Below are 6,125 nucleotides of genomic sequence, written 5' to 3' on the forward strand. Positions count from 1 at the left end.
AGAGTAATTTGATGTGTATCGAGTCAGAACGCGCGCCCGATAAAGCAATAAGCCCTGCGACAGCCGATGTCATATTTCAAACTCTTACAGGCCGTTGGGTGCTGCAAATCCTTGTCGCGCTCAGTAGTAGGGAATTACGCTTCACGTCGCTTCGCCGGGAGATCCCCAAGGTTAGTGCCAATGTGCTTACGACGCGTCTAAGGGAACTGGAAGCCGTATTGGCCTGCCACGGGATTTTCATCCAGCCCTGATTAGAGCCGCGGCGGTTGCGGTTATGCCTTTCGGCGCCTTGTTTGCAATGGGGTCAGGCATGCCTGACCCCATTGCAAAGATCGTTTCTGCGTAGCCGGCTGGGGTCTGGTATCCGATCGAGGAGTGGGGGCGGCAGGTATTGTAATCCTCCGCCCACTCCCGGATCACGGCACGGGCATGATCGAGGCCGTGGAACAGCGTCTCGTTGAGCAGCTCGTCCCGCATCCGCCCGTTGAAGGATTCCACGTAACCGTTCTGCATTGGCTTGCCCGGCGCGATGTAGTGCCACTCGATCTCGTGGTCCTTGCACCAGGCCAGGATCGCATTGGCGGTGAACTCGGTGCCGTAGCACATTGGGAAGCGGCTCCTTTGAGGGCCGCGATGCCTTGATGAAGACAAGAGCGCGTAGCGCCCGCCGGCTTCATCAAGGCGGCCATGACCGGCCAGCAGGTCTCTAAAGTGAAGTTGTCGACTCAACCCTTTGGAGACGGACCGACCATGACCAAGCGCAGTTCTACCCCCGCCGACGCCGTGCTGGTAGCCATCGATATGTCGAAGCACCGGCAGGAGGTATTGATTGAACGCCCCGAAGGCGGCCGCCGCCGGCGCATGACGATCATGGCCACCAAGGCTGACTACGATCGCCTCGCCGACGAGCTCAGCAGCATAGGGCGCCCGATCGTCGTCGGCTTCGAGGCGACCGGCAACTACCATCGCACGTTGGCGCATCGGCTGCTCTCGGCAGGTTTCGAGCTGCGACTGATTTCGTCGGTTGCCTTGGCTCGCACCCGCGAGGCGTTGCACAATGGTTGGGACAAGAACGATTCCAAGGATGCGCAGGTGATCCTGCATATGCTGCGGATCGGTGCCACCCAGCGTTACGTCGATCCGCTGGCCGCCGGGATCAACGACCTGCAGGAGATGTCGAAGACCCATGAAGCCATTTCCAAAGCCAAGACCCAGACCTGGCATCGGATCCTGACACACTATCTGCCGCTGTATTTTCCTGAGATCGAGCGCTTCGCCGGCAACAGCCGGTCTGACTGGTTTCTGCCCTGCTCGAACGCTTCCCAACTCCGGCCAGCATGACAGCGCTCGGCCAAGAAGACTTCACGCGCGAGGCTTGGTCTCTCGTCGGTCGCAAGGTCTCCAAGGCCCGCTTATTCAACGATATTTATGAGACCGCCTGCGCCTCGGTGGCACTGCCGGTCGACAAGGATTCCGTAGCGATCGCCATGTTCCGCATGGTCATCGCACAAGCACGTAGCCTCATCCGGCAGCGCGATGAGATTGAGCGCACCGCTCACGCCTTGCTCAGCGAGAACCGCGATTATCAGCTCCTGCGCATGATCCCCGGGATCGGACCGATCAACGCGCTGACCATCCTTGCCGAGGCTGGCGACCTTCGCCGGTTTGCCCACCACCGCCAGTTCCTCAAGCTCTGTGGGCTTGACCTCGCGACCTGCCAGTCGGGCACTTTCCGTGGGCAAACCAAGCTCTCCAAGTACGGCAACGCTCGGCTACGCCGCACCTTCTGGATGGCAACTCAAGTCGCCATCCGTCAGCGTGACAACAGCTTCCGCGACAAGCTTGGTCGCTATGTTGCCGGCCATGGCAACGACCCTGATCGCCGCCGCAAGGCGATGACCGCACTCACCGCCAAGATGGCGCGCGTCGCTCACGCTGTCATCAAGACGGGAGCCGAGTACCGCCCGTTCGTCGAACGGGCGGACACCAGATGGAAGGACCCCTCTCTGCTGTGCCGTGAGGGCGCTACGGCGACCCTGTAGATAATGTTCGGGCCGTCCATCTGGCATCCGCATCTCATTTTAAGGACGGTGAGGACCACGACCTGCTCGGCCGCTGGATCCTGTGTTTGTTATGGCCGAGAGCGCATTCCTCGACGACGGAAGCCATCTGGATCAGAACGCTACCAGCGCCGATCGCAATCGGCGCAACGAGACCTGCTGGCCGTTTCCCGCCGCTGCTTCCCGACCTAGGACGTTGTCACTGACGATCATTCCCGGCTTGCCACGCCAGGCGATGATGTCGGTCAGTTCGCGCACCACTCGGCGCCCGGAGAGTGACGTGTCGGGTATTGCGGCGAGGCATTCCCTGGTCACGTCATCGACGATGTTGAGCACACGGAACCGCCTGCCACAGGCGAACTGGTCATGGACAAAGTCAAGGCTCCAACGGGCGTTGGGCCGGGCCTCCACGAGGATCGGAGCCCGCGTGCCGACGGCCCTGCGCCGGGCTCGACGCTTGCGCACGCCCAAGCCTTCCTCCCGATAGAGCCGGTAGACGCGGTTAATGCCCGAAGGCTCACCTTCCCGCCGCAGCAGGATGTGCAGCCGACGGTAGCCGAACCGGCGGCGCTCGTTGGCAAGTTCGCAAAGACGCGTGCGCAACTCTGTCTCCGGCGGTCGCCGGGACTGGTAGCGAACGCTCTTGCGATCAGCATCTATCACACGGCACGCCCGCCGCTCGCTCATCCCGTGATGATCCGCGAGATGAGCGACTGCTCTGCGCCTGGCAGCGGGCGTTACCAATTTTTTGATAGAAGATCCTTCAGCGCGGCGTTGTCCAGCATCATATCCGCCAGCAGGCGCTTGAGCTTGGCGTTCTCGTCCTCGAGCGAACGCAGCCGCTTCGCCTCCGACACTTCCATGCCGCCATACTTGGCCTTCCAGTTGTAGATCGTTGCCTCGGAGATACCGTGCCGTCGAGCAAGGTCGGCGGTCTTCACTCCCGCCTCCGCTTCCTTCAGCACCCCGATGATCTGCTCTTCTGTAAACCTCTTGCGCTTCATCTCGTCCGTCCTTCCGCAGGCCGGACTCTAATCGCAACTAGAGGTAATTACCCGTGGCAGGTCAGATCCTCTGAGTGGGGGACGATGCCTCGAGATTCTTCGAATTTGGTACTTCAAAATATAATCCACTGACACAAGTTCGTGCAGTTTTGCAGTAATACTTTTTTAAGTGGAGAAGCTTGCTGACATCTCAAACCCAACGTGAACTAAAGGTCCTTTAAACTATTTCGGTTGATCACGGTTGGTATGCGCGATATATTGGACGCACGCTCGGCACTAATCGGCCTAGCGCGTTGGTTAAACAGCCGCAGGCGTTGGCATGGAACCAGGGTCTGGGCGTTGCAGGGCGGTTCATCCTTGACGGGTTGGGTTACGTCAGGGGTGCCGATTGTCAGGCATGCCTTTGTCGCTCGTTCGCGAATTTGCACCCTACCTGATCGATGCGAAGACTTCAGCTTCCTTGTCGGACTGCCTCGCGCACATCACGCGAGAACTCGGGTTCGATCATTTCGCAGTAGCCTATGAGCCGCGGGTTCGTTTTGAGGAGCGAAAGTCGGTCTTGATGCACAACTATCCGGCAGAATGGGCCGAGGTGTATGTTTGCTTTGACCTCGCGGGACAGGACCCGGTGCGCCGTGCCTGCGATAGGGCACTGCTGGGCTTCGAATGGCGCAACGTTGCGAGTCTGATCCCCATGACGAGTGGCGATCATCGCATGCTGTCTGTTGGTCGCCACGTCGGCGTCGCAGACGGATACACGGTGCCTCGCCACATACCCGGCGAAGGCAGCGGCTCATGCTCCTTCGTGGTCGGCCCAAGAACTGAACTCCCCCGTGAGCGGTTGGAAGTGGCTGAGCTGCTTGGAGGCATCGCGATAGCGGCCGCACGTGGACTGGCAGGGCTGGGCCACTACGATTGCAGGCCAGCACTTTCGGACAGGCAGCGCGAATGCGTCTTGTGGTCCGCCAGAGGGAAGACGGCAGCAGAGGCTGCAATCATCATGGGCGTCACCGAGTTTACCGTTCGCAAGCACCTCAAGGATGCCCGAGAACGTTACAACGTCCACTGTGGCCAGACGCTCATCCTCTGCGCCCTCTATGACGGTCTGATCAGCTTTCCGGACCTCCTGCGTTGGTGGAACAACCTCCTCGATTAAGAGGATCGCCGGGAAGAGCTTTTTTAAGTTCCGCCATTCCCAGATCTGGGAATACCGCGAACGTCCGCTCGCTGTTTGGATGCGCCATCCCAACCTGGAGATGGCCCCATGCTCAACCTCACTGACGCCGCAGCGAATGAAGCCCACGCCTTTCGCACCATGTTTGCCGCCCGCAAGCGGGTATTTATCGACCTCCTGCGCTGGGATCTGCCAGTCCTTGCCGGCAAGTACGAGGTTGATCAATTCGACAACCAGCATGCCGATTACCTGATCCTGCTCGATGAGAACGGTGAGCATCGGGCATCGACCAGGCTGCTGCGCACCGATACCCCCCACATCCTGCGCGACATGTTTCCGGTGCTATGCCCCGGGCCAGTTCCGTCCGGACCTGCGACCCGGGAAATAACCCGCTTCTGCCTTGATCCGCGGCTGACGGCTGCACAGCGCAAGGTAGCGCGCAACGAGCTCGTGACCGCGCTGGTCCAGTACGCGCTGAGAAACGGTGTCACGGATTATACCGGTGTCGCCGGCCTTGCCTGGTATCGGCAAATCCGGACATTCGGGTGGCAATGCCGGGCGCTTGGCGATGCTGTAACACATGATGGGCAAATGCTCGTCGGTCTGCACATCAGTATCGACGGGAATACCCTTGAAGGGCTCAAGCAGGCAGGTTGCTTTGCCGAGCCGATTATCGAAATGCCCGCCGCGAGGGGAGGAGCGGCATGACGCCCATCACAATCGAGCCATGGCTCGATGAGCTGATGGCGCAAGGCTACTGCGTCATCCCGCAGCTTCTTTCGCCGAGAATCTTGTCCGATCTGGCTAGAGACTTGGAGGTCCCGTTCAGAACGACCCCATTCGGCCAAGGTCATTTCTATGGCTATCGGACCAAGCGCTTCGGCAGCCTGCTGCGCCGATCGACGCGGGCTTCGGAAATCGTCATGGAGCCCACTGTGCTCGCCCTGGCGCAGGCGGTGCTGGGGGCCGCCTGTGACAGAATCCAGCTCAACGTGGCACAGGCCATCGCAATCCACCCGGGCGAACTCGAGCAATTCCCTCACTGCGACCACGACATGTGGGCCGGGGTGAAGGGGGCGCACGAATATCTCCTGAACGTGGTCTGGCCTCTGGATCCCTTCACGCCTGAAAACGGTGCCACTCGGATATACCCCGGCACGCATCGTAATCCGCCAACTGACTTCTCGGAGCTTCCAGACCCCGTCATCACGGAGTGCGAACCTGGCTCTGCCATATGCTTTCTGGGCTCGACGCTTCATGGCGCAGGTCCAAACCGCTCCTCGGGCGTCCGCCGCGCGATCGTTGTCGGGTACAGTCTGGGCTGGCTCAAACCATACGAGAATATGTGGTTGGCCTATCCGCCAGAGGTCGCAAGGTCATTCTCGCCTGAACTTGCGGCGCTTGTCGGCTATGCTCAGCACCGCCCCAATCTTGGAAACTACGAAGGACAATGCCCGTCCGTGCTGCTCAATCGCGGCAGGCGAGGCAAGCTCGGTGCGGTCGATGCACTACGACCCGACCAGGCTGCAATGCTCTCGGAATTTGCGCGGGGGCAGGGGGCACAGCGATGAGCCCGGCGCATGTCCTCGAACCGACATACACGGCCATCAAGCAAAAGTTGCTGGATGGAGCCTGGCCGCCAGGCTCTCGCCTGGAGAGCGCGCGGATCGCCGATCTGGTAGGCGTCAGCATGACCCCGGTTCGCGACAGTCTCAATCGCCTTGTTGGCGAGCGCATGGTGGACCTGAGGCCAGGTTTCGGCTTCCATGTGCCGCGGCTCTGCACGTTCGACCTTCGTGACCTCCTGGAGTGCGGATTCCGAGGTCATCGCGCGCACTGTTCCGATTTGATCGCGCGCGGCATTCCGAGGTGATCGCGCGCAGTTTG

General features: G+C 60.5%; 5 protein-coding genes and 3 pseudogenes. 6 read left to right on the forward strand and 2 right to left on the reverse strand.

The window, feature by feature from the left end; all coding sequences use genetic code 11:
* The first annotated feature begins 11 nt into the window (after window positions 1-11).
* Window positions 12-251: a winged helix-turn-helix transcriptional regulator gene (locus AC1Q5P_RS19685; RefSeq protein WP_082813155.1), complete on the forward strand. Its 240-nt coding sequence runs from the start codon at window positions 12-14 to the stop codon at window positions 249-251.
* Here the strand turns inward: AC1Q5P_RS19685 and AC1Q5P_RS19690 are convergent.
* Window positions 238-597 (reverse strand): annotated as a pseudogene (locus AC1Q5P_RS19690) (integrase core domain-containing protein); the annotation flags it as partial. The gene AC1Q5P_RS19685 and the pseudogene AC1Q5P_RS19690 sit on opposite strands and share 14 nt — an antisense overlap.
* A 153-nt stretch (window positions 598-750) precedes the next feature.
* Between AC1Q5P_RS19690 and AC1Q5P_RS19695 the strand changes: the two are divergent.
* A pseudogene (locus AC1Q5P_RS19695) lies at window positions 751-2,046 on the forward strand (IS110 family RNA-guided transposase).
* A gap of 209 nt (window positions 2,047-2,255) precedes the next feature.
* On the opposite strand, the pseudogene AC1Q5P_RS19700 reads toward AC1Q5P_RS19695, so the two are convergent.
* Window positions 2,256-3,064: pseudogene (locus AC1Q5P_RS19700) on the reverse strand (IS3 family transposase); the annotation flags it as partial.
* A 397-nt stretch (window positions 3,065-3,461) separates the two neighbouring features.
* Between AC1Q5P_RS19700 and AC1Q5P_RS19705 the strand changes: the two are divergent.
* The 4 genes from AC1Q5P_RS19705 to AC1Q5P_RS19720 all read left to right on the forward strand — a co-directional run bounded on the left by AC1Q5P_RS19705 (window position 3,462) and on the right by AC1Q5P_RS19720 (window position 6,111).
* Complete coding sequence (locus AC1Q5P_RS19705) at window positions 3,462-4,220, forward strand: LuxR family transcriptional regulator (RefSeq protein ID WP_492519827.1); 759 nt, start codon at window positions 3,462-3,464, stop codon at window positions 4,218-4,220.
* A gap of 159 nt (window positions 4,221-4,379) precedes the next feature.
* Window positions 4,380-4,946 carry an acyl-homoserine-lactone synthase gene (locus tag AC1Q5P_RS19710; protein ID WP_244885408.1) on the forward strand — a complete coding sequence of 189 codons (567 nt, stop codon included), beginning with the start codon at window positions 4,380-4,382 and terminating at the stop codon, window positions 4,944-4,946.
* Entirely contained in the window at window positions 4,943-5,809 is an 867-nt protein-coding gene (locus AC1Q5P_RS19715; RefSeq protein ID WP_039335488.1) for a phytanoyl-CoA dioxygenase family protein, read from the forward strand. Before AC1Q5P_RS19710 ends, AC1Q5P_RS19715 begins: the two co-directional genes overlap by 4 nt.
* Window positions 5,806-6,111, forward strand: a complete 306-nt coding sequence (locus tag AC1Q5P_RS19720; RefSeq protein ID WP_492519828.1) for a GntR family transcriptional regulator — start codon at window positions 5,806-5,808, stop codon at window positions 6,109-6,111. The genes AC1Q5P_RS19715 and AC1Q5P_RS19720 overlap by 4 nt, the downstream gene beginning before the upstream one ends.
* The last annotated feature ends 14 nt before the right edge of the window (window positions 6,112-6,125 follow it).

Source organism: Novosphingobium sp. GW835-FHT14H07 (assembly GCF_058793515.1).